Source organism: Pseudomonas sp. BP01 (assembly GCF_022760795.1).
Taxonomy (GTDB): Bacteria; Pseudomonadota; Gammaproteobacteria; order Pseudomonadales; family Pseudomonadaceae; genus Aquipseudomonas; species Aquipseudomonas putida_Q.
Genome location: NZ_JAFBKA010000017.1, coordinates 71,883 through 94,196, shown reverse-complemented (window position 1 = coordinate 94,196; position 22,314 = coordinate 71,883). Strand labels below are relative to the sequence as shown.

Annotated in this window: 23 protein-coding genes and 1 tRNA gene; 21 read left to right on the top strand and 3 right to left on the bottom strand. The window is 62.1% G+C overall.

Going from position 1 to position 22,314, the window contains the following annotated elements; genetic code table 11:
- Positions 1-546 precede the first annotated feature (546 nt).
- Genes rluC through JOY50_RS16820 form a run of 3 tightly spaced genes read left to right on the top strand, consistent with a single transcriptional unit; the run spans position 547 to position 3,177 of the window.
- Positions 547-1,503: a 23S rRNA pseudouridine(955/2504/2580) synthase RluC gene (gene rluC / locus JOY50_RS16830; protein ID WP_026034610.1), complete on the top strand. Its 957-nt coding sequence runs from the start codon at positions 547-549 to the stop codon at positions 1,501-1,503.
- A 3-nt stretch (positions 1,504-1,506) separates the two neighbouring features.
- Complete coding sequence (locus tag JOY50_RS16825; RefSeq protein ID WP_138736918.1) at positions 1,507-2,181, top strand: HAD family hydrolase; 675 nt, start codon at positions 1,507-1,509, stop codon at positions 2,179-2,181.
- Between the two features lie 6 nt (positions 2,182-2,187).
- Entirely contained in the window at positions 2,188-3,177 is a 990-nt protein-coding gene (locus JOY50_RS16820; RefSeq protein ID WP_132846974.1) for a S49 family peptidase, read from the top strand.
- Positions 3,178-3,310: 133 nt separating this feature from the next.
- Here the strand turns inward: JOY50_RS16820 and JOY50_RS16815 are convergent, their stop codons facing one another.
- The gene (locus tag JOY50_RS16815; protein WP_132846975.1) at positions 3,311-3,889 is read right to left on the bottom strand and encodes a nucleoside triphosphate pyrophosphatase; all 579 of its coding nucleotides are present in this window, start codon (positions 3,887-3,889) and stop codon (positions 3,311-3,313) included.
- Between the two features lie 96 nt (positions 3,890-3,985).
- Between JOY50_RS16815 and JOY50_RS16810 the strand changes: the two genes are divergently transcribed.
- From JOY50_RS16810 to JOY50_RS16730, 17 genes are all read left to right on the top strand, one after another.
- Entirely contained in the window at positions 3,986-4,513 is a 528-nt protein-coding gene (locus JOY50_RS16810) for a YceD family protein (protein WP_016500896.1), read from the top strand.
- A gap of 13 nt (positions 4,514-4,526) precedes the next feature.
- Entirely contained in the window at positions 4,527-4,709 is a 183-nt protein-coding gene (gene rpmF, locus JOY50_RS16805; RefSeq protein ID WP_016485486.1) for a 50S ribosomal protein L32, read from the top strand.
- 3 nt (positions 4,710-4,712) lie between these two features.
- Complete coding sequence (gene plsX / locus JOY50_RS16800; protein ID WP_132846976.1) at positions 4,713-5,723, top strand: phosphate acyltransferase PlsX; 1,011 nt, start codon at positions 4,713-4,715, stop codon at positions 5,721-5,723.
- A 127-nt stretch (positions 5,724-5,850) separates the two neighbouring features.
- Entirely contained in the window at positions 5,851-6,789 is a 939-nt protein-coding gene (gene fabD, locus JOY50_RS16795; protein ID WP_132846977.1) for an ACP S-malonyltransferase, read from the top strand.
- A 15-nt stretch (positions 6,790-6,804) separates the two neighbouring features.
- Positions 6,805-7,545 (top strand): 3-oxoacyl-ACP reductase FabG, encoded by a 741-nt coding sequence (gene fabG / locus JOY50_RS16790; RefSeq protein ID WP_016500893.1) that lies wholly within the window; start codon positions 6,805-6,807, stop codon positions 7,543-7,545.
- 202 nt (positions 7,546-7,747) lie between these two features.
- On the top strand, positions 7,748-7,984 hold the full coding sequence (gene acpP, locus JOY50_RS16785) for an acyl carrier protein (protein WP_012271163.1): 237 nt from the start codon (positions 7,748-7,750) through the stop codon (positions 7,982-7,984).
- 189 nt (positions 7,985-8,173) lie between these two features.
- Positions 8,174-9,418, top strand: a complete 1,245-nt coding sequence (gene fabF / locus JOY50_RS16780) for a beta-ketoacyl-ACP synthase II (RefSeq protein ID WP_012271164.1) — start codon at positions 8,174-8,176, stop codon at positions 9,416-9,418.
- Positions 9,418-10,233: an aminodeoxychorismate lyase gene (pabC, locus tag JOY50_RS16775; RefSeq protein ID WP_243055551.1), complete on the top strand. Its 816-nt coding sequence runs from the start codon at positions 9,418-9,420 to the stop codon at positions 10,231-10,233. The genes fabF and pabC overlap by 1 nt, the downstream gene beginning before the upstream one ends.
- Positions 10,234-10,237: 4 nt before the next feature.
- Entirely contained in the window at positions 10,238-11,455 is a 1,218-nt protein-coding gene (gene mltG, locus JOY50_RS16770; protein ID WP_138736917.1) for an endolytic transglycosylase MltG, read from the top strand.
- Between the two features lie 9 nt (positions 11,456-11,464).
- A complete protein-coding gene (gene tmk / locus JOY50_RS16765; RefSeq protein WP_019472788.1) occupies positions 11,465-12,097 on the top strand; it encodes a dTMP kinase in 633 nt (210 codons plus the stop codon).
- A complete protein-coding gene (locus JOY50_RS16760; protein ID WP_019472787.1) occupies positions 12,090-13,076 on the top strand; it encodes a DNA polymerase III subunit delta' in 987 nt (328 codons plus the stop codon). Before tmk ends, JOY50_RS16760 begins: the two co-directional genes overlap by 8 nt.
- 30 nt (positions 13,077-13,106) lie before the next feature.
- The gene (locus JOY50_RS16755; protein WP_132846980.1) at positions 13,107-13,889 is read left to right on the top strand and encodes a TatD family hydrolase; all 783 of its coding nucleotides are present in this window, start codon (positions 13,107-13,109) and stop codon (positions 13,887-13,889) included.
- Positions 13,890-14,983: 1,094 nt separating this feature from the next.
- Entirely contained in the window at positions 14,984-15,619 is a 636-nt protein-coding gene (locus JOY50_RS16750; RefSeq protein WP_019473685.1) for a TetR/AcrR family transcriptional regulator, read from the top strand.
- Positions 15,620-15,726: 107 nt separating this feature from the next.
- Positions 15,727-16,695, top strand: a complete 969-nt coding sequence (locus tag JOY50_RS16745; RefSeq protein WP_243055550.1) for a GTP 3',8-cyclase MoaA — start codon at positions 15,727-15,729, stop codon at positions 16,693-16,695.
- A 66-nt stretch (positions 16,696-16,761) separates the two neighbouring features.
- Positions 16,762-17,367 (top strand): DUF4823 domain-containing protein, encoded by a 606-nt coding sequence (locus tag JOY50_RS16740; protein ID WP_132847048.1) that lies wholly within the window; start codon positions 16,762-16,764, stop codon positions 17,365-17,367.
- A 10-nt stretch (positions 17,368-17,377) separates the two neighbouring features.
- The gene (locus JOY50_RS16735) at positions 17,378-17,938 is read left to right on the top strand and encodes a DUF1285 domain-containing protein (RefSeq protein ID WP_243055549.1); all 561 of its coding nucleotides are present in this window, start codon (positions 17,378-17,380) and stop codon (positions 17,936-17,938) included.
- 221 nt (positions 17,939-18,159) lie between these two features.
- Complete coding sequence (locus JOY50_RS16730) at positions 18,160-18,561, top strand: cupin domain-containing protein (RefSeq protein WP_243055548.1); 402 nt, start codon at positions 18,160-18,162, stop codon at positions 18,559-18,561.
- Positions 18,562-18,619: 58 nt separating this feature from the next.
- On the opposite strand, the gene JOY50_RS16725 is transcribed toward JOY50_RS16730, so the two are convergent.
- A tRNA-Asn gene (locus JOY50_RS16725) sits at positions 18,620-18,695 on the bottom strand.
- A 62-nt stretch (positions 18,696-18,757) separates the two neighbouring features.
- Entirely contained in the window at positions 18,758-19,954 is a 1,197-nt protein-coding gene (locus JOY50_RS16720) for an amino acid aminotransferase (protein WP_016485500.1), read from the bottom strand.
- A 287-nt stretch (positions 19,955-20,241) separates the two neighbouring features.
- Between JOY50_RS16720 and uvrB the strand changes: the two genes are divergently transcribed.
- Positions 20,242-22,257: an excinuclease ABC subunit UvrB gene (uvrB, locus tag JOY50_RS16715; RefSeq protein ID WP_019473290.1), complete on the top strand. Its 2,016-nt coding sequence runs from the start codon at positions 20,242-20,244 to the stop codon at positions 22,255-22,257.
- Positions 22,258-22,314: the final 57 nt, after the last annotated feature.

Here is a 22,314-nt window from a genome sequence, read left to right as displayed (position 1 = left end):
GAATCAACCTTCAGCCGTGGACGCCCGGGGGCATCTGTTCAGGACCTTATCCGCTCGCCAGCCGTCAGTGGGCTGGTGGCCGGACGCGGTGCTACACGGTCCGAGGGCTGTGCATCTCCACCCTGCACGTATCCCTGATAATTCGGGTGCTGCCGCGCGCTGAATCCGCAACGGGTTGCATTTTTCGCCACTGCAGGTACTGCACTGGCGCCATTCATGTCCAAGGCAGGTATTTCCGAAGCATTCGCCGTGCGTTGCGTGGAAGCGACTGGCGGGCAGAGGTGCTGCGAAAAGAATCGGGTAAGCAGGTGAAACACCGCGCTTGTCGTTTTTTTTCGGTCTTCTCTACACGGCGCTGGTGGCGATTCCAGGCAATTCGGTAAACTGGCGAAAACCCCGTAGGACGGCCTCGCGTCCTGGAGAATTGCGTTGGTCAGGGCCGGCTCAAAGCCTGGTGCCGCTGGCCTGCCGCTTTTGGCGGCGTTCGCGACTATAGCAGCAATGATTAAGTGCTTCAATTCCATAAAAAATTGTTATGATCCCGCAATGACGACCAATACCCCTCCGACTTCCGGCGTTCAGCTGATCGAAGTCGCGCCGGAGCTTGCCGGCCAACGCATTGATAATTTCCTCATCACGGCCCTCAAGGGCGTGCCCAAGACTTTGGTCTACCGCATCCTGCGCAAGGGTGAAGTGCGGGTGAACAAAGGGCGGGTAAAGCCTGAGTACAAGATCCAGGCCGGCGACATCGTGCGGGTACCGCCCGTCCGCCTGCCGGAGCGTGACGAGCCGGCACCGGTAGCCCAGGGCCTGCTGCAGCGCCTTGAGGCGGCCATTGTCTACGAAGACAAGGCGCTGATCGTGATGAACAAGCCGTCCGGCATTGCCGTGCATGGCGGTAGCGGCCTGAGCTTTGGTGTGATCGAGGCGCTGCGCCAGCTGCGCCCGGACGCCAAGGAGCTGGAGCTGGTGCACCGCCTGGACCGCGACACCTCCGGCCTGCTGATGATCGCCAAGAAGCGCAGCATGCTGCGCCACTTGCACGCTGCCCTGCGCGGCGATGGTGTCGACAAGCGCTACATGGCGCTGGTGCGCGGCCATTGGCCGACCTCGAAGAAGCAGGTGAACGCCCCGTTGCTCAAAAGCAACCTGCGCTCTGGCGAGCGCATGGTCGAAGTGAACGAGGAGGGCAAGGAAGCGTTGACCCTGTTCCGCGTGCTGCGCCGCTTTGGCGAGTTCGCCACCATTGTCGAGGCCCGCCCCATCACTGGGCGTACCCACCAGATCCGCGTGCACACCCTGCATGCCGGGCACATGATTGCCGGTGACAGCAAGTACGGTGACGAAGACTTCACGCGTGAAATTCGTGAGCTGGGGGGCAAGCGGCTGTTCCTGCATGCCTACGCCCTGACCGTGCCGCTGCCGGATGGTGGTGAGCTCAAGCTTGAAGCGCCTGTGGATGAAGTCTGGGCGAAAACCATTGAACGTTTGAGTGCGTCCTGATCCATGAATAAAGGCTATGAGCTACTGATCTTCGACTGGGACGGTACCCTGGCCGATTCCATCGGGCGTATTGTCGAGGCCATGAATGCTGCCGCCGAGCGCGCCGGCGAGGCGCCCAGCCACGACGACGCGGTCAAGGGCATCATCGGTTTGGCCCTGGGTGAGGCGATCCATACCCTGTACCCGCACCTGGCGCCTGCGCAGGTCGAAACCTTCCGTCAGCACTATGCCGATATCTACATGGCGCTGGACCAGCAGCCTTCGCCGCTGTTCGAGGGCGTGGTTGAGTCGCTGGATGCCTTCCGTGCCAAGGGTTACCGCCTGGCGGTGGCCACGGGCAAGGCGCGTCGGGGGCTGGATCGGGTGCTCAAGGCCAATGGTTGGGAGCAGTTCTTCGACATCACCCGCGCAGCCGACGAAACCCGTGGCAAGCCTCACCCGCTTATGCTCGAAGAAATCCTCGGCCATTGCGGCGTCGAACCAGGGCGTGCGCTGATGGTCGGAGATTCGGCATTCGACCTGCAGATGGCCAGCAATGCCGGCATGCATTCGGTGGCAGTGGGCTATGGTGCCATGCCGCTGCAGGCGCTGGCCGAATTTGGTCCGCAGGTGTGCATCGATCATTTTTCCCAGTTGCGCGAGTGGCTGGATGGTTCCGCAATTCCATTTCCAAGGTAGGTAAGCATGGCAGACGAATGGAAAGCCCCCGAGGCCGAGCCCGATGAGCGCGAAGAGCGCAAGAGCTGGCAGCTGCTTGAAAAGACCTTGCTGGCCAGTGTGCAGGAACAGCGCCGGGCGCGGCGCTGGGGGATCTTCTTCAAGCTGCTGACGTTCGCCTACCTGTTCGGCTTGCTGGTGTTGTTCACGCCGCTGATGGACATGGACAAGGCAGCTTCACGCAGCGCCAGCCATACCGCGCTGGTCGAGGTGCGCGGGGTGATTGCCGACCAGGAGGCCGCCAGCGCGGACAATATCGTCAAGAGCCTGCGCGAGGCCTTCAAGGACAGCAAGACCAAGGCTGTGGTAATGCGCATCAACAGCCCGGGTGGCAGCCCGGTGCAGGCGGGTTACGTGTACGACGAAATTCGCCGCCTGCGGGCTGAGTACCCGGCGATCAAGTTGTATGCGGTCATCGCCGATCTCGGTGCTTCTGGTGCCTATTACATTGCCAGTGCGGCGGACGAGATCTATGCCGACAAAGCCAGCCTGGTGGGTTCCATTGGCGTGACGGCAGCCGGTTATGGCTTTGTCGGCACCATGGAGAAGCTGGGTGTGGAGCGGCGTGCCTACACCTCGGGTGAGCACAAGGCCTTCCTTGATCCGTTCTCGCCTGAAAAGCCCGAAGAAACCCGGTTCTGGCAGGGTGTGCTGGATACCACGCACCAGCAGTTCATCGCCATGGTCAAGCAGGGGCGGGGTGACCGCCTGAAGGACAAGGAGCACCCGGAGTTGTTCAGCGGCCTGGTCTGGTCAGGCGAGCAGGCCAAGGCGTTGGGGTTGGTAGATGGGCTGGGCAGTGCCAGCTATGTGGCGCGTGAGATTGTTGGCGAGAAGGAGTTGGTGGACTTCACCGTTCAGGAATCGCCATTTGACCGCTTCTCCAAGCGCGTGGGTGCCAGCGTGGCTGAGCACCTGGCGATGTGGATGGGGTTCCAGGGGCCTCAATTACGCTGAAACTGCTCGGGGGCGCTTTGCGCCCCAGTCGCGGCACAAGGCCGCTCCTACGGGGGCGTGTGTGGCTTGGCGCGGCGCGATCCCTGTAGGAGCGGCCTTGTGTCGCGATGGGCCGCAACGCGGCCCCCAAATATCAAGGGATGACAACCCCTTCCTTGGTCAGCATATCCACCAACCGAATCAGCGGCAGGCCGATCAGGCTGGTCGCATCGCACCCGTGGGTGCTCTGAAACAAACTCACCCCCAGCCCCTCCGCCTTGAAGCTCCCTGCGCAATCCAGCGGCTGTTCCGCCGTCACGTAACGCTCTACCCGCTCCCTGCTCAACTCACGCAGCGTCACCGTAAACGGCACGCAGTCCACCTGGCAGTGCCCGGTCGTGCTGTTGAGCAGTGCCAGCCCGGTCAGAAAACTCACCTGCTGCCCGCTGCACTCCAGCAGTTGCTCGCAGGCCCGCTCGAAGGTGTGCGGCTTGCCCAGCACTTGTTCGCCCAGCACCGCAACCTGGTCCGAGCCGATGATCAGATGCCCGGGGTGGCTGCCCGCCAATGCCTCGGCCTTTTGCCTGGCCAGTCGGCGCACCAGGTCCACGGCGGGCTCGTCATCCCGTCGCTGTTCGTCTATATCGGGGCTCGCCCAGGTAAAGGGCAGCCGCAGGCGTGTCAGCAGTTCGCGGCGATAGGCAGAGCTGGAAGCCAGTAACAAAGGAAGCATGGTAGACTCCGTGTTCGGTTGAACCAATCCTATCATGCACGATGCCGCCGAATTTCCTTTGACAGGGACGGGGGGCATCCCTAGAATGCTGCGCCTATGTTGAATGACCCGATTCCACCTCACGTTGACCCGCGCAAATTAGCCGATCGTGGCGTAACCCTTAACGGTTCGCTGCAACTCGCTGATTTGGAAAGACTCTGCGACCCGCTTTCCGACAATGTCGGTACGGTGCAGGCGAAGTTCGATTTTGAACGAGATGAACAGCACGTGGTGGTTATCCACACCGAGCTGAACGTCGAGGTCAAGATGGTTTGCCAGCGTTGTCTTGAGCTGGTCACCCTGCCGATCTACAGCGAATGTACATACGCTGTGGTGAAGGAGGGTGCGAATACCCAGTCGTTGCCGAAAGGCTATGACGTGCTGGAACTGGGCGAAGATCCTTTGGATCTGCAGGCATTGGTCGAGGAGGAGCTTCTGCTCGCCTTGCCAATCGTGCCTGCTCACCATCCGGAAGAATGCCAGCAGCCGGCGGGCGCAGACGAGCCCGAATCGAGCAAGGACGAGGTATCGCGGTCCAACCCGTTCAGTGTTTTGGCGCAGTTAAAGCGTGACCCAAACGTTTAGGAGTTAATCAATTATGGCTGTTCAGCAGAACAAAAAATCCCGCTCTGCCCGTGACATGCGCCGTTCGCACGACGCCCTGTCGGAAAACGCGCTGTCGGTAGAAAAGACCACCGGTGAAATTCACCTGCGTCACCACGTATCGCCAGAAGGCGTATACCGTGGTCGTAAAGTGATCGATAAGGGCGCTGACGAGTAATCCTTGTCCGCTCAGATCATCGCAATCGACGCAATGGGCGGGGACTTCGGTCCCCGCAGCATTGTCCAGGCTAGCATTGCCTGCCTTTCGGCTACCCCCTCGCTGCACCTGACCCTCGTCGGTCAACCCTCCCTCCTAGAAGATCTTGTCAGCGGCCTTGCAGCTGCGGATCGCGCGCGCCTGCAAATTGTCGCCGCCAGTGAGGTGATCGGTATGGACGAGCGGCCCTCCCAGGCGCTACGCGGCAAGCCGGACTCGTCGATGCGCATCGCCCTCGAACTGGTGCGCGACGGCAAGGCCCAGGCCTGCGTCAGTGCTGGCAACACCGGGGCGCTGATGGCGCTGTCACGCTTCGTGCTCAAAACCTTGCCGGGTATTGATCGGCCAGCCATGGTGGCGGCGATCCCGACTCAGGCGGGTTATTGCCAGCTGCTCGACCTGGGGGCCAATGTCGATTGCAGCGCAGAAAACCTCTACCAGTTCGCGGTAATGGGCTCGGTGGCCGCCCAGGCCCTGGGTGTGCATCGGCCGCGTGTGGCGTTGCTTAACATCGGCACCGAGGACATCAAGGGCAACCAGCAGGTCAAGCTGGCGGCCACGCTGTTGCAGAACGCTCGCGGCCTTAACTATGTGGGGTTTGTCGAAGGGGATGGCCTGTACAGGGGGGAGGCGGACGTGGTGGTGTGCGACGGTTTCGTCGGCAACATCCTGCTCAAATCCAGCGAGGGTTTGGCAACGATGATCGGTGCGCGCATCGAAAAGCTGTTCACGGGCGGTGCTTTTGCCCGCGTTGCCGGGGCCGTGGCCATGCCGCTGCTCAAGCGCCTGCAGGCCGACCTGGCGCCGGCGCGGCACAACGGGGCGAGCTTTCTGGGGTTGCAGGGTATCGTCATCAAGAGCCATGGCTCGGCGGGCGTGCAGGGCTTCCAGAGTGCTATCCAGCGGGCGTTGATCGAGATTCAGGAAAACCTGCCGCAGCGCCTGCATGGCCGCCTTGAAGACCTGTTGCCTTAGGCATTTCGGCGATGAAGTGCTTAAATGTGACCGCTTGGTCTGCGTTTCCATCCAAGTTTTCAGATTCCGCGCCTGGCCCAGGGCCTGGCGCACCCTATCCGACGACAAGATCATAAGGGCTTGTTCAATGTCTGCATCCCTCGCATTCGTCTTTCCCGGTCAAGGTTCCCAGTCGCTGGGCATGCTCGCCGAGCTCGGCGCCGAGAAGCCAGTGATCATCGAAACTTTCAAGGAAGCTTCCGAAGCGCTCGGTTACGACCTGTGGAAGCTGATCCAGGAAGGCCCGGAAGAGCAACTCAACCAGACCGACAAGACCCAGCCGGCCATCCTCACCGCGTCCATCGCGCTATGGCGCCTGTGGCTGGAGGAGGGTGGCGCCAAGCCGGCCTTCGTTTCCGGTCACAGCCTGGGTGAATACAGCGCCTTGGTTGCCGCTGGCAGTATCAGCCTGAAAGACGCCGTTCGCCTGGTCGAGCGCCGTGGTCAGTTGATGCAGGAGGCCGTGCCGGCAGGTCACGGTGCCATGGCTGCAATCCTTGGCCTGGACGACGCCGTGGTCGTAGAAATCTGCGCCCAAGCGGCAGAAGACCAGGTGGTCAGCGCCGTCAACTTCAACTCGCCAGGCCAGGTGGTCATCGCCGGTAACAAGGCTGCGGTAGATCGCGCCATGGAGCTGTGCAAGGCCAAAGGTGCCAAGCGCGCCCTGCCGCTGGCGGTCAGCGTGCCGTCGCACTGTGCCCTGATGAAGCCGGCCGCCGAGCGCTTTGCCGAATCGGTCAATGCCATCGAATGGAAGGCGCCGCAAATTCCGGTGGTGCAGAACGTCACCGCTGCCATTGCCGCCGACCTCGATGCCCTCAAGCATGACCTGCTGGCACAGCTGTACCAGCCTGTGCGCTGGGTCGAGTGCGTGCAGACCCTGGCTGCCAACGGTGCAGTCAACCTGGTCGAGTGCGGCCCGGGCAAGGTCCTGGCTGGCCTGAACAAGCGTTGCGCCGACGGCGTGACCACCTATAACCTCAATACCCCTGACGCCGTTGCCGCCACCCGCGCGGCACTGGCCTGATTTGGAGAAGCTTGCATGAGCCTGCAAGGTAAAGTTGCACTGGTCACCGGCGCCAGCCGTGGCATTGGCCAGGCCATCGCCCTCGAACTGGGCCGCCAGGGCGCGACCGTGATCGGCACCGCCACTTCCGCCTCCGGCGCCGAGCGCATTGCTGCCACCCTGAAAGAGCACGGTATCACCGGCACCGGCATGGAGCTGAACGTGACCAGCGCCGAATCCGTTGAAGCTGTTCTGGGTGCCATCGCCGAACAGTTTGGCGCGCCGGCCATCCTGGTCAACAACGCCGGTATCACCCGCGACAACCTCATGCTGCGCATGAAGGATGACGAGTGGTTCGACGTGATCGACACCAACCTGAACAGCCTCTACCGTCTGTCCAAGGGCGTGCTGCGTGGCATGACCAAGGCACGTTGGGGTCGTATCATCAGCATCGGCTCGGTTGTCGGTGCCATGGGTAACGCTGGCCAGGCCAACTACGCCGCCGCCAAGGCTGGCCTTGAAGGCTTCAGCCGCGCCCTGGCGCGTGAAGTGGGCTCGCGTGGTATCACCGTCAACTCGGTGACCCCGGGCTTTATCGACACCGACATGACCCGCGAGCTCCCAGAAGCGCAGCGTGAAGCCCTGCAAACCCAGATTCCGCTGGGCCGCCTGGGCCAGGCCGACGAAATTGCCAAGGTGGTTTCGTTCCTGGCATCCGACGGTGCAGCCTACGTGACCGGCGCTACCGTGCCGGTCAACGGCGGGATGTACATGTAACACTGCAACTCAATGTGACGGATTTCGTAAAAAAAGAGTCATACTGCGAGCCTAAAATCCGTTATAAAGCTGCAATCAGATTCCAGGCAGCGGGTGCGGTGACTGCCTGAAGGTGTGTTTCGCTTGAAAAGCGAACGTCTTTCTATAAAATTAGCCACCGGCCAGCTGCCTGACATATATCCATTAGGAGTGAAAACTAGGTATGAGCACCATCGAAGAACGCGTCAAGAAAATCGTCGCCGAGCAACTGGGCGTGAAGGAAGATGAAGTGACCAACGAGAAGTCCTTCGTCGATGACCTGGGTGCCGATTCGCTTGACACCGTTGAGCTGGTGATGGCTCTGGAAGAGGAATTCGAGACCGAAATCCCTGACGAAGAAGCCGAGAAAATCACTACCGTTCAAGCCGCTATCGACTACGTCAACAGCCACAAGGCCTAAGACGCTGTAGTCGTCGCTTCTTGACGAGAAAAACCGCACTGCCTTTGCCGGCGTGCGGTTTTTTCTTTGCGAACGTGCTGCTTTTTGGCGAGCCGGCTTCGCTCACCGCGCACCAAGAGCCTGTTGCCATTCCATTCCAGCGCTTGAATGTAATCGCAAGAGACTCTGTTATTAGAAAAGGAGAGTACTGTGTCGCGTAGACGCGTCGTGGTCACCGGTATGGGTATGCTGTCGCCACTGGGTACCGATGTACCGAGCACCTGGCAGGGCATTCTGGCTGGCCGCAGTGGCATTGGTCCGATCGAACACACGGACCTGTCTGCTTACTCCACCCGTTTTGGCGGCTCGGTGAAAGGCTTTGAGGTCGAGCAATACCTGTCGGCCAAAGAGGCTCGCAAGCTTGACCTGTTCATCCAGTACGGCCTGGCGGCCGGTTTCCAGGCGGTGCGTAATGCCGGCCTGGAGGTCACCGACGCCAACCGTGAGCGCATTGGCGTGGCCATGGGCTCGGGAATCGGCGGCCTGACCAATATCGAGGAAACCAGCCGTACGCTGCACGATTCGGGGCCGCGTCGCATTTCGCCGTTCTTCGTGCCGGGCTCGATCATCAACATGATCTCCGGGTTCCTGTCGATCCATCTGGGCCTGCAGGGGCCTAACTACGCCATTGCCACCGCCTGCACCACTGGCACTCATTGCATCGGCATGGCCGCGCGCAATATCGCCTACGGTGAAGCTGACGTGATGATCGCGGGTGGCGCCGAGATGGCAGCCTGCGGCCTGGGCATGGGCGGTTTCGGTGCCTCGCGTGCGCTGTCCACCCGCAACGACGAGCCAAGCCGGGCCAGCCGCCCGTGGGACAAGGGCCGTGACGGCTTTGTATTGTCCGACGGTGCCGGTGCCCTGGTACTCGAAGAGCTGGAACACGCCAAGGCCCGTGGTGCGACCATCTATGCCGAGCTGGTTGGCTTTGGCATGAGCGGCGACGCCTATCACATGACTTCGCCACCTGACACCGGCGAAGGCGCCGCCCGCTGCATGGCCAACGCCTTGCGCGATGCCGGCATACAGCCAGAAGAGGTCAGCTACATCAACGCCCACGGTACCTCGACCCCTGCGGGTGACGTGGCCGAGGTGGCCGCGATCAAGCGCGTGTTCGGTGAGCATGCCTACAAGCTGGCTGTCAGTTCGACCAAGTCGATGACCGGCCACCTGCTGGGCGCTGCGGGTGCGGTGGAAGCGATCTTCAGCGTGCTGGCGATCAACAGCCAGATGGCTCCGCCTACCATCAACCTGGACGAACCGGACGAAGGTTGCGACCTCGACTTCGTACCGCACCAGGCGCGCAGCATGCCGATCGACGTGGTGCTGTCCAACTCGTTCGGCTTTGGCGGCACCAACGGCTCGCTGGTGTTCCGCCGGTTCGCCGGTTGATGCACTGCTGGGTTGATGGCCAGCCCGCGGTTGCAGTCAACCTGCAAAACCGCGGCTTGGCCTACGGCGATGGCCTGTTCGAAACCATCGCTGTGCGTGGCGGCCGGCCCAGCTTGCTGGACGGTCACCTGGCACGCCTGGCGCTGGGTTGTCAGCGCCTGGCGATCAGCGCCGACCTGGCGCTGGTGCGCGACGAGCTTCTGCGCTATGCCAGCCTGCTCGGTGAAGGTGTATCCAAACTTATTCTTACCCGTGGTGACAGCCAGCGTGGCTATGCGCCGCTTGCCGGTGCTGCGCCACGGCGAATCCTGCAGGGTAGCCCGTTACCCAGCTATCCTGTCGAGCATGCCGAGCAAGGTGTGCGCTTGTTCCTGTGCCAGACCCGGCTTGGGGAACAACCGCTGCTGGCTGGCCTCAAACACCTCAACCGCCTGGAGCAGGTGCTGGCCCGTGCCGAATGGCAGGACAGCGACCATGCCGAAGGCCTGATGCGTGACGGGCAGGGCAGGGTGATCGAAGGGGTGTACAGCAATCTGTTCCTGGTGCGCGATGGCGTGTTGTTCACTGCCGACCTCAGCCGTTGTGGGGTGGCCGGGGTGATGCGTGCTGCATTGCTGGAACAGGCCGCGCTGCTGGGCATCCCGGCGCAGGTCGGTGACCTGCCGTTCGACGCGCTGGAGCAGGCAGATGAAGTATTTGTTTGCAATAGCGTTTACGGCATCTGGCCCGTGCGGGGCGTAGCCGCGCTAAACTGGTCGCCTGGCCCGCTCACCCGTAAACTGCAGGCCGTTGCCCGTACGTTACTGGAAACCTGAATTCGTGAGACGTAAATTCCTGCTACTGCTGGAACTGGGCTTGATCCTTGCCGGGTTGGCGCTTGGCTGGTCGGCCTGGAAGGTCAACTCGGTCCTGGAGCAGCCCTTGCACGTGACGCAGGAGCGCCTGCTCGACGTGCCCAATGGCACCAACCCGAACCGCATGTTCTATCGCATGGAACAAGAAGGGTTGCTCGACGACGCCGTCTGGTTGCGCTTGTACTGGCGCTTCAACATGGCTGGCACTGCCCTGCATACCGGTGAGTACCGCCTTACCCCAGGCATGACGGTCGAGCAGTTGTTCGACGCCTGGCGCCGGGCCGACGTGGTGCAGTACAACCTCACCCTGGTCGAAGGCTGGACCTTCCGTCAGGTGCGCTCGGCTGTGGCCAAGCATGAAAAGATCAAGCACACCCTGGACGGCCTGTCGGATTCCGAAGTGATGGACAAGCTCGGCCATACTGGCGTATTCCCCGAAGGGCGGTTTTTCCCGGACACCTACCGCTTTGTGCGCGGCATGAGCGATGTCGAGTTGCTGCAGCAAGCCTACATGCGTCTGGACGAAGTGCTGGCAAAGGAATGGGCCGTGCGCACCACCGACCTGCCATATCGCGACCCGTACCAGGCGTTGATCATGGCGTCGCTGGTGGAAAAGGAAACCGGTATCCCCCAGGAGCGTGGGCAGATTGCCGGCGTATTTGTACGGCGCCTGCGCCTGGGCATGATGCTGCAGACCGACCCGACGGTGATCTACGGCATGGGTGAGCGCTACAACGGCAAGATCACCCGCGCCGACTTGCGCGAACCGACGCCCTACAACACCTATACCATGACGGGGCTGCCGCCCACGCCGATTGCCATGGTCGGGCGCGAAGCGATTCACGCGGCGCTCAACCCGTCCAATGGCACCAGCCTGTACTTCGTCGCCCGCGGCGATGGCAGCCATGTGTTCTCCGACGACCTCGACGACCATAACTCGGCGGTGCGCGAGTTCCAGCTCAAGCGGCGTGCAGGCTACCGCTCCAGCCCCGCGCCGCAGCAAGAGGTAGAGCCGGGTGCTGACGACGCCCAGCCCCAGGTGCCTGCAGCGGACGAGCCGGCTGCAGAGCCCTTGCCCGAAGCGCCGGCTGCACAGCCCTTACCCGAAGAGCCGCCTGTGCAGGACGCCCCTGCTGGCGGCGCGCAAGCGGCCGAACGGCCGAAGCCTGACGAACAACATTAAGGACTGCCTGTGAGCGGCTTGTTTATTACGCTGGAAGGCCCCGAAGGCGCGGGCAAGAGCACCAACCGCGACTACCTGGCTGCGCGCTTGCGCGAGCAGGGCCTGGATGTAGTGCTGACCCGTGAACCTGGCGGTACGCCGCTGGCCGAAAAGGTCCGCGAGCTGCTGCTGGCACCCAGCGATGAAAGCATGGCGGCCGACACCGAGCTGTTGCTGGTGTTCGCTGCGCGCGCCCAGCACCTGGCGCAGGTGATCCGCCCGGCGCTGGCCCGCGGGGCCGTGGTGCTGTGTGACCGTTTTACCGACGCCACCTATGCCTATCAGGGGGGGGGGCGCGGTTTGTCGGTCGAGCGTATCGCCACCCTGGAGCAATTTGTCCAGGGTGACCTGCGCCCGGACCTGACCTTGGTCTTCGACCTGCCGGTGGAAGTGGGCCTGGCCCGTGCTGCCGCCCGCGGTCGTCTGGACCGTTTCGAGCAGGAGGGCCAGGCGTTCTTTGAAGCGGTGCGCCAGGCATACCTGCAGCGCGCCCAGCGCGAGCCTCAGCGCTACAGCTTGCTCGATGCCGCACAATCGCTGGAGGCTGTGCAGTGCGCCATCGATGTGCTGGTACCGGCGATTGTGGAGCGTTGCCGTGGCTGACGCCTACCCCTGGCAGCAGGCCCTTTGGCAGCAACTGGCCGGCCGCAGCCAGCACGCGCACGCCTACCTGCTGCACGGGCCGCAGGGTATCGGCAAGCGGGCCATGGCCGAGCGGCTGATGGCCCGCCTGCTGTGCCAGCAGCCCCAAGGGCTGGATGCCTGCGGCGGGTGCAAGTCCTGCCTGTTGCTCAAGGCCGGCAGCCACCCGGACAACTTCGTGCTTGAGCCTGAAGAGGCCGACAAGCCGATCAAGGTCGACCAGGTGCGCGAGCTGGTGGCGTTCGTGGTGCAAACCGCGCAATTGGGTGGGCGCAAGGTGGTGTTGATCGAGCCTGTCGAGGCGATGAACGTCAACGCCTCCAACGCGCTGCTCAAAAGCCTCGAGGAGCCTTCTGGCAATACGGTGCTGCTGCTGGTCACGCACCAGCCCAGCCGCTTGTTGCCGACCATCAAGAGCCGCTGCCAGCAGGTCGCTTGCCCGCAGCCAAGCCTGGCCCAGAGCCAGGCTTGGCTGGCCGGCGCGTTGCCCGACAGTGACGAGGCCGAGCGTGACGAACTGCTGACGCTGGCCGCCGGCTCGCCTTTGATGGCGGTCAGTTTGCAGGCGCAAGGTGTGCGCGAGCAGCGCGCGCTGGTCACAGATGGGGTGAAGAAGCTGATCAAGCAGCAGCAATCCCCCAGCCAGTTGGCCGATGCCTGGAACGGCGTGCCACTGCTGCTGCTGTTCGACTGGTTCTGCGATTGGGCGCACCTGATCCTGCGCTACCAGTTGACCCAGGACGAGGAGGGGTTAGGCTTGGCCGATATGCGCAAGGTTGTGCAGTACCTGGCGCAGAAGAGCCGTCAGGGCAAAGTGCTGGAGGTGCAGGCCTGGACCCTGGAGCAGCGCCAGAAGGTGCTGGGCAAGGCCAACCTCAACCGTGCCCTGCTGCTCGAATCGCTGCTGGCTCACTGGCTGCAACTGCCGGGTACCCGCTGATTTTCATTTTTTCATGTGTGCCGTTATCCCATGCTCGTAGATTCCCATTGCCACCTCGACCGTCTTGACCTCAGCGCCCACCAGGGTTCCCTCGATGCTGCCTTGCAGGCGGCGCGTGAGCGCGGGGTTGGTCATTTTCTGTGTATTGGCGTCAGTGCCGAAAACGCCGGTGCAGTGAAGGCGTTGAGCGAGCAGTACGCCGATGTCGATTGCTCGGTGGGCATACACCCGCTTGACCTGGCGCCGGGAGAAACCCCTGCGCTGGAATGGTTGCTGCACGAGCTGGCCCACCCCCATGTGGTGGCGATAGGCGAAACCGGGCTGGATTACCACTATGAGCCGGAAGCTGCCGAGCTGCAGCAGGCTTCGTTCCGCCTGCACCTGGAGGCCTCGCGGCAGACCGGCAAACCGGTCATCGTGCACACCCGGGCGGCACGTGCCGATACCCTGGCACTGCTGCGTGAGGCCAACCTGCCGCAGGCTGGCGTGCTGCATTGCTTTACCGAAGACTGGGAGATGGCCAAGGCCGCGCTGGACCTGGGGTATTACATCTCGCTGTCTGGCATCGTTACCTTCCGCAATGCCGATGCCTTGCGCGAAGTGGCCCGGCAGGTGCCGGTCGATCGTTTGCTGGTCGAGACCGATTCGCCGTACCTGGCGCCCATTCCGCACCGTGGCAAGCCGAATTTGCCGCAGTATGTGCGGGAAGTGGCGGAGTATGTGGCTTCGTTGCGGGGCGCCAGTTATGAGCAACTGGCTGAGCAGACTACTGCCAACTTCAAGCGGTTGTTCCCGTTGGCGCGGGTGGCTTGATGGCGCATGAGCCTGAGTGCACTTGCACTTGCTTTGGCTTTGGCTTCTAAGCGCGCGGTAGCTCAGGCGACACAGATTGCGACTTCAGGAGGCCGAGCGCAGGGCTTGCGAAGGGAGGTGACGGGCATGGATGCCCGTCAAGCGCTGGGCCCCAGGATGGGGCCTGCAGCGCGGTCCTCCCGGGAGCAAGCCCGGAGCGAGGGGACCCCGGAGCGAAGCGCAGGGGCCGGATGATGGGAGCGGACGGCTTTGGTTACTTTGGCCAAGACCAAAGTAACCCGCCGGAAGGGCGGAAAGGTGACTCAGCGCCACCTGCGCGAACGAATGTCTACACTGTGTTAAGGCCCACCTCGCAAGAAGCTAAAAAGCGGATATGGCTGTTTTGGTGCAGCGAACAGTCCGTTTGCGATGGCGACGCTGACTCACCTTTTCGCCCTTACGGCGAGTCACTTTTTGTCAAACGCGACAAAAAGTAACCAAAAAACGCTGCGCTCCGATCATCCGGCCCCTGCGCTGCGCTCCGGGGTTCCCTCACTCCGGCCTCGCTCCCGGGAGGACCGCGCTGCAGGCCCCATCCTGGGGCCCAGCGCTTGACGGGCATCCATGCCCGTCACCTCCCTCCGCAAGGCCTGCGTTCGGCCTCCTGAAGTCGCGAAGATCAAAAGCAAGATCAAGATCAAGATCAAGATCAAGATCAAGATCAAGATCACAGGCACGGTACAGCACATACTCCGAGCGGGGAGTGCGGGTCGCTGTGCGACCCGTCGCGCAAGCAAAAAAAACCCGGGTTCTGGGGGGGGAATCCGGGTTAAGACCATTAGGAGTAAAACAAAGGTACGCGGTCCCTGAGCACCTTTATCGGCGCGCCACTTGGGGGGGATGCGCCGCGCCAACAATTCAAGTATTGGTCAGGTTTGGCGCAGTGCCAGCCTATATTGATCGTTTTTTAAACAAATTTGGAATACGGCGGCGCCTCGTTCATCCCGCTGCGTATGGCCGTAAGCATCATGAAACACAGACATGCGTGGATGATCCGTGCAATTTCTCGCAAGTTAGGCATAATAAACCGCTTCGATTGTCATCCAGTCCTTCCCATGCAGAAAGAACCTCGTAAGGTCCGTGAGTTTCGCCGTCGCGAACAGGAAATCCTCGACACCGCGCTCAAGCTGTTTCTCGAACAGGGTGAGGACAGCGTCACCGTCGAAATGATCGCCGACGCCGTGGGTATCGGCAAAGGCACGATCTACAAGCATTTCAAGTCCAAGGCAGAAATCTACCTGCGCCTGATGCTCGACTATGAGCGCGACCTGAACGAGCTGTTGCACTCGGCCGATGTCGACCGTGACAAGGAAGCCCTGTCGCGCGCCTACTTCGAGTTCCGCATGCGCGACCCGCAACGTTACCGGCTGTTTGACCGCCTGGAAGAGAAGGTGGTCAAAGGCAACCAGGTGCCGGAAATGGTCGAGCAACTGCACAGCATCCGTGCCTCCAACTTCGACCGCTTGACGCAGTTGATCAAAGGCCGCATCAGCGAAGGCAAGCTCGAAGACGTACCGCCGTATTTCCACTACTGCGCTGCCTGGGCGCTGGTGCACGGCGCCGTGGCGCTCTATCACTCGCCGTTCTGGAGCAATGTGCTGGAGGATCAGGAAGGCTTCTTCCAGTTCCTGATGGACATTGGTGTGCGCATGGGCAACAAGCGCAAGCGCGACCCGGAACCGGCCAACTGAAGCGGTCGTTTACCTCACGCTGAAGCCGACAGGGTGCGGGGGCTTGCAAAAACCTGATTTATGAGTCAGGTTTCGCCAGCCCCTTATCATCCATGCCGGAGTCATTCATGATCGTCGATCGTCAAGGCAGGCGCTTTCGCAACCTGCGTGTCAGCCTGACGGCTGCTTGCAATTACGCCTGTACCTACTGCGTGCCAGACGGCAAGCGCCTCGTGGCGGCGCAGGACGAACTGTCGGCGGATGCGCTGGCCCGCGGCGTGGCGTACCTGATCGAAGCGGCCGGTATCGAGCGCCTGCGCATCACCGGCGGTGAGCCACTGGTCAGTCCACGCCTGGAGGCCTTTCTGGCTGCCGTGGCCAAGCTCGACCTCGACGATATCTCGCTGACCACCAATGGTCAGCTGTTGGCGCGCAAGTTGCCCCAGCTGCAGGCAGCGGGTATCCGCCGCCTGAATGTTTCCCTCGACACGCTCGACCCCCAGGCCTTCCGCCGCATTGCCCGGGGCGGCGACCTGGCCAGTGTGCTGGCGGGGATGGAGCAGGCCAGTGCACTGGGCATGCGAATCAAGGTGAACATGGTGCCGATGCGCGGGCACAACCTTGACCAGGTGTTGCCGCTGCTGGATTACTGCCTGGAGCGGGGTTTCGAGTTGCGCTTCATCGAGCTCATGCGCATGGGCCACCTGGCCCGCGAGCACAATGCGTTTGTGCAGCAGTTTATCGGCCTCGACCAACTGCTCACGCTAATCGGCAGCAAGCATGCCTACGTTCAGGTAGATTCGCCGCTGGACGCCACGGCCTTGCGTTATCAGATCCCGGGTGTTGGCCACTTTGGCATCATCGCCAACGAGAGCGTACCGTTTTGCCGTACCTGCTCGCGCTTGCGCCTGTCCTCCACGGGCTGGTTGCATGGCTGCCTGTCTTCGGGCAATCGCCACTTCGTCGGTGACCTGCTGGAAAAGCCGCGTCATCAGGCCCTGCCGGCCCTGCAGCGCCTCCTGGTCAAGGCGCTGGCAGACAAGCAGGACCTGGCGTTTTCCGGGGATGTGATGGTGATGAAGGTGATTGGCGGCTGAAGCTGGCGCAAAAGCTGCATCCGCCGGCTATTCGCCGGTTTTTCGTCGCCGGCCACTGGAGGAAAGATGCGTAGCCTGGTCTTGCTGCTGGCGCTGATGGCGCTGGGCGGCTGCATGAATGTCAGCGATATGGGCGAAGGCGTCCGATACCACATGAGCGATGCCGGTCTGCTGGATCACAGCGATACCCGCCGCACCCTGTCGATCCGCCTGCAGCCCGACTCGTTCATCTTCATCGGCCAGGGTGCATTCGTGCCGCCGGGCAAGGGGCCGGTGCCACGGCAGAACGCGGTGGCTGACGAGGCATTCAAGAGCTTTGTCGAGTATTTCCCGATGGTGCGCCGCGCCCAAGGCCCGCTGGGCCTGGAAGACGCCATTGCCCAGGCGCGTTCGGTGGGTGCCGACTACGTCCTGTACACCCGCTTCGCCCGTACCGACGACCGCATCGGCAATGGCGATGAGTGGTATGACGAACAGGCCGTCGACCGGCTGGGCTGGGACACTGGCGTGGTGCAGATGATGTTGATCGAAACCAATACCCGTTACCTGATCGACACCGCACGCATCAAGAGCCGTGGCGGTTTGTTGACGTTCCACGACAACACCCCGGAGGATTTGCTTGGTGCGCCTATGCGCGAGTACGCTCGTAGCCTTCTGGGTATGAGCGAATGAGGCAGGCGTGATGAGTGATTCCGGCAAGGCCAATGATCTTCTGGCACAAATTCCCAAGGCCAAGGGCCTGCCGCCGGTGCACCTGTGGAACCCGGATTTCTGCGGTGACATTGACATGCGCATCGCCCGCGATGGCACCTGGTATTACCTGGGTACGCCGATCGGGCGCAAGCCGATGGTGCGGTTGTTTTCCACGATCATTCGCCGCGATGGCGATGACTACTTCCTGATTACCCCGGTAGAAAAGGTTGGCATCCGCGTCGACGATGCCCCATTCGTGGCTGTGGCGCTGGAGGTGCTGGGGGAGGGTGAACAGCAAGTGCTGCGCTTCACCAGCAATGTCGAGGACCAGGTTGACGCCGGGCCGGACAACCCACTGCGGGTGGTCATCGACCCGGTGACGCAAGAGCCATCGCCCTATGTGCTGGTGCGCAGCAACCTTGAGGCGCTGATTCACCGCAATGTGTTCTACCAGTTGGTCGAGCTGGCGGTGCCGCGTGAGATCGAGGGCGAGGAATGGCTGGTGGTGTGGAGCCAGGGCGTGTTCTACCCGATTGGGCGTAGCAGCTGAGCTCTTGGTTGCCTGTAACGGCCTCTTCGCGGGCATGCCCGCTCCCACAGGTACAGCGCAGTCCTTAAAACCTGTGGCGAACGAACTTGTGGGAGCGGGCGTGCCCGCGAAGAGGGCAGCACAGGTAAAATCGGCCCCCTGCTTTTACCTCGAATTGGCCATTTGTGTTCAGCCAACGAAGCCCTAACCTGCTGGCATTAGCCATCCAGGAGAAGCCCACCATGAAACCCTTGGCCATCGTCTTTTTTGCCCTGCTCGCCGCCCAAACCCCCGCCTGGGCCCACGGCGACGTTGCCGAACAGGTCAAAGTCCTGCAGCAACAACAACCTTCGAATGCCCCGGGCAAAACGGCTGTCATGCTTACCGTGAGCTACGCCCCTGGCGAGGCATCGCCCGCCCATCAGCATCCTGGTGCAGTGATGGCCTACGTTCTGCAGGGGGCGGTGGTGTCGAAGCTTAACAACGACCAGGAAAAGACTTACCAGGCCGGTGAGTATTGGTACGAAGCGCCAGGTACCGTGCACAGCGTGTCGCGCAACGCCAGCAAGACCCAGCCAGCCAAGCTGCTGGTCTGGAGCCTGGTGGACGAGGGCAAGCCTGTGACCGAGCCACTGGGTCGGTAAATTCGATGCAACGAAAAAGCCCCCGGTTGCTTGCGCAACTGGGGGCTTTTTCAGTGTTTGGCTCCGCGACCTGGACTCGAACCAGGGACCCAATGATTAACAGTCATTTGCTCTACCGACTGAGCTATCGCGGAATCTGCGCGTATCTTACTGACTGCCTGGAAGAAGTCAAGCCTCTCCCAGGCAAATCAACAGGTTACAGCACTTCGACGATGGCCTTGGTGACCACGTGGATGTTGCTCTGGTTCAGCGCGGCAACCGCAATACGGCCGGTGTCCAGCGCGTAGATGCCAAATTCGTTCTTCAGGCGTGCCACCTGTTCAACGGTCAGGCCGGAGTAGGAGAACATGCCCGCCTGGCGGCCAACGAAGCTGAAGTCGCGCTTCGCACCATATTCGGCCAGCAGGCTGACCATTTGCTGGCGCATGCCGTGGATGCGCTGGCGCATCTCGCCCAGCTCGGCTTCCCACATCTGGCGCAGTTCATCGCTGTTCAGCACGGTAGCGACGATGGTCGCGCCGTGGGTCGGCGGGTTGGAGTAGGTGGTGCGGATCACACGCTTGACCTGCGACAGCACGCGCGTGCTCTCGTCCTTCGAGGCGGTGACGATCGACAGTGCGCCAACGCGCTCGCCGTACAGCGAGAACGACTTGGAGAACGAGCTGGAAACGAAGAACTCCAGGCCCGACTCGGCGAACAGGCGCACGGCGAAGGCGTCTTCGGCGATACCGTCACCAAAGCCCTGGTAGGCCATGTCGAGGAACGGCACATGGCCCTTGGCCTTGACCACTTCCAGGACGTTTTTCCAGTCGTCCAGGCCCAGGTCGACGCCAGTCGGGTTGTGGCAGCAGGCATGCAGCACGACGATCGAGCCGGCCGGCAGGTTGTTCAGGTCTTCGAGCATGCCGGCACGGTTGACGTCGTTGCTCGGCGCGTCGTAGTAGCGGTAGTTCTGTACCGGGAAACCGGCGGTTTCGAACAGTGCGCGGTGGTTTTCCCAGCTCGGGTCGCTGATGGCAACCACGGCATTGGGCGACAGGCGCTTGAGGAAGTCGGCGCCGATCTTCAGCGCGCCGGTGCCGCCAACGGCCTGCACGGTGACCACGCGGCCAGCGGCCAGCAGTGGCGACTCAGCGCCGAAGATCAGTTTTTGCACGGCCTGGTCGTAAGTGGCGATGCCGTCGATCGGCAGATAGCCGCGCGAGGCGTGCTGGGCGGCACGCTGGGTTTCGGCTTCGATCACGGCGCGCAGCAGCGGAATGCGGCCTTCCTCATTGCAGTACACGCCAACGCCCAGGTTGACCTTGTCGGTACGTGGGTCGGCGTTGAATGCTTCGTTGAGGCCCAGAATAGGGTCGCGGGGTGCCAGCTCGACAGCGGAAAACAGGCTCATTGTTACCTTGGCTCTGATTGGAGAGTGATAGGGCGTACACGCTCCAGCCGAATGCACTGAAGCGGTGCACAAACGGGGAGTCAGTATAGTGATACCGCCCGGTCACTGCGACACTCTGGCACAGCTTTTCCGGCTATTTGCGCAAATATTTTTCGACCATTGGTCTAATTGCCGGGTCCACTGTAACAGGCGCTCACAGCCTGGCCTTGAAAGCGCCCCCGGATAGCCGCATTTGGGTATAGACTACTGGCTAAATTTACAGTTGCTGCAACACCGCGAGGTCAAACATGTCCGAGTTCCAGCTCGTCACCCGTTTTCAGCCGGCCGGCGACCAGCCCGAGGCCATCCGCCAGATGGTCGAAGGCATCGAGGCGGGGCTGTCGCACCAGACGCTGCTCGGCGTGACCGGTTCGGGCAAGACCTTCAGCATTGCCAACGTCATCGCCCAGGTGCAGCGCCCGACGCTGGTGCTGGCGCCGAACAAGACCCTGGCCGCGCAGTTGTACGGCGAGTTCAAGGCCTTCTTCCCCAACAACGCGGTGGAGTATTTCGTTTCCTACTACGACTACTACCAGCCCGAGGCCTACGTGCCGTCGTCGGACACCTTCATCGAGAAGGACGCCTCGATCAACGACCACATCGAGCAGATGCGCCTGTCGGCGACCAAGGCGCTGCTTGAGCGGCGCGATGCGATTATCGTCACTACCGTGTCGTGCATCTATGGCCTGGGTAGCCCGGAGTCTTACCTGAAAATGGTCCTGCATGTGGACCGCGGCGACAAGCTCGACCAGCGCGCACTGCTGCGCCGGCTGGCCGACCTGCAGTACACCCGCAACGAAATGGACTTTGCCCGTGCCACCTTCCGCGTGCGCGGTGATGTGATCGACATCTTCCCGGCCGAGTCGGACCTTGAAGCCATCCGCATCGAACTGTTCGATGACGAGGTGGAGAACATCGCCGCCTTCGACCCGCTCACCGGCGAAGTCTTTCGCAAGTTGCCGCGTTTCACCTTCTACCCCAAGAGCCACTACGTTACCCCGCGGGAAACCCTGCTGGCGGCCGTGGAGGGCATCAAGGAAGAGTTGAAGGAGCGCCTGGAGTACCTGCACAAGGCCAACAAGCTGGTGGAAGCGCAGCGCCTGGAGCAGCGCACCCGTTTCGATCTGGAAATGATCATGGAGCTGGGTTACTGCAATGGCATCGAGAACTACTCGCGCTACCTGTCCGGGCGCCCGGCCGGTGCGCCACCGCCCACCCTGTACGACTACCTGCCAGCCGATGCACTGCTAGTGATCGACGAATCACACGTCAGCGTTCCGCAGGTCGGTGCCATGTACAAGGGCGACCGTTCGCGCAAGGAAACCCTGGTCGAATACGGCTTCCGCATGCCCTCGGCGCTGGACAACCGGCCGATGCGCTTCGACGAGTGGGAGGATGTCAGCCCGCAGACCATCTTCGTGTCCGCTACCCCGGGCCCCTATGAAGCCGAGCATGCCGGGCGCGTGGTGGAGCAGGTAGTGCGCCCGACCGGCCTGGTCGACCCGCAAGTCGAAATACGCCCGGCACTGACCCAGGTTGACGACCTGCTGTCGGAAATCCGCAAGCGCGTGGCGCTGGGCGAGCGGGTGCTGGCCACTACACTGACCAAGCGCATGGCCGAGGACCTTTCTGATTACCTCGCCGACCACGATGTGCGGGTGCGCTACCTGCACTCGGACATCGACACGGTGGAGCGGGTGGAGATCATCCGCGACCTGCGCCTGGGCACCTTCGACGTACTGGTGGGCATCAACCTGCTGCGCGAAGGCCTGGACATGCCGGAAGTGTCGCTGGTGGCGATTCTCGATGCGGACAAGGAAGGCTTCCTGCGTTCCGAGCGGTCCCTGATTCAGACCATTGGCCGCGCTGCGCGTAACCTCAATGGCCGGGCGATTCTGTACGCCGACAATATTACCGGCTCGATGCAGCGGGCGATTGACGAAACCGAGCGACGCCGTGAAAAGCAGATCGCCTTCAACGAAGCCAACGGTATCGTGCCCAAGGGGGTGGTCAAGGACATCACCGACATCTTGGAAGGCGCCACCGTGCCTGGCGCGCGCAGCAAAAAGCGCAAGGGCATGGCCAAGGCGGCAGAAGAGAGCGCTCGTTACGAGGCCGAGCTGCGTACGCCGGGCGAGATCACCAAGCGTATCAAGCAGCTTGAAGAGAAGATGATGCAGTTCGCCCGCGACCTGGAGTTCGAAGCCGCGGCGCAGCTGCGCGACGAGATTACCCAGCTGCGCGAGCGGTTGATTACCAGCTGATCCCTGAAGCGGCCTCTGTGGGAGCGGCCTTGTGTCGCGAAAGGGCCGCGCAGCGGC